The organism is Mesorhizobium sp. M8A.F.Ca.ET.021.01.1.1, assembly GCF_003998025.1.
Lineage (GTDB): Bacteria > Pseudomonadota > Alphaproteobacteria > Rhizobiales > Rhizobiaceae > Mesorhizobium.
In genome coordinates this window covers 1-729 of sequence record NZ_RZSJ01001044.1, presented here as the reverse complement: position 1 = coordinate 729, position 729 = coordinate 1, and the positions used below count along the sequence as shown (strand labels likewise).

Sequence of the window (729 nt, the reverse complement as noted above, 5' to 3'; positions counted from 1 at the left end):
AGGGTAGCCCAGCGCGTTGACCGGGGCTTTCCGGTGATCCGCGACGACAGGCGGCGTGAGGAAGCGGGAGAGCTCCAGCCGGCTGTGGCCGTCCGGTGTGCGCATCATGGCAATCTCGACATGCTGATCGCCCAGTCCGGTGACACGCCCGGCCCATTCTCCCTCGATCGTGGCCCGCCCCTCGAACTCGAGGCCGAGTTCGCGAAAGAAATCGATCGCCCCTCCGAGGTCCTCGACCACGATTCCTACATTGTCCATCCGCTTGAGCGCCATGTTTTCAACCTCCAAGATGCCGGTTCAATCTACAAGGTGTAGCCTGGTTCCGACAACGCGCATGAAGGGCCGGACCGGGCCGGCCGCTTTATGTCCGCAATGTCGGCGGCAATCCAGCAGCGTCGAGGAGGAAGCGCACGCGCTCCTCGACTGGAGCAAGCGGCAAGGTCACCAATTCATAGCCGAGTTCGGCATAGACGCCTGCCACTGATTGGCAAGTGCGCTCGGCTTCGTCGAGCGTTTGCTTGCGTTGTTCGTCCTGGGTGAAGATTTCCGGCCATGGCGGGGCAATGAAGACGCGGCGCGCATAGCGGAATTCCATGGCGGCGCTGGTGAGGTGATCCGGCGCCGGCAGGCCGCAGAGCCTGAGATAGCCGATCGTGTCCGGCACGCCGCGGTCAAAGAAGACCGGCCCGGCCAGCTCGGCGGCCGCACGATACGAGCGCATCTCCCAGG

General features: G+C 64.2%; 2 protein-coding genes. Both read right to left on the bottom strand.

Features of this window, described 5'->3' with window-relative positions:
* Positions 1 to 273 (bottom strand): VOC family protein (locus EOA36_RS36470; RefSeq protein WP_245464580.1); only part of this gene is annotated, 273 nt, incomplete at its 3' end.
* 88 nt (positions 274 to 361) lie between these two features.
* Positions 362 to 729 (bottom strand): AAA family ATPase (locus tag EOA36_RS36465; protein ID WP_145969555.1); only part of this gene is annotated, 368 nt, incomplete at its 5' end.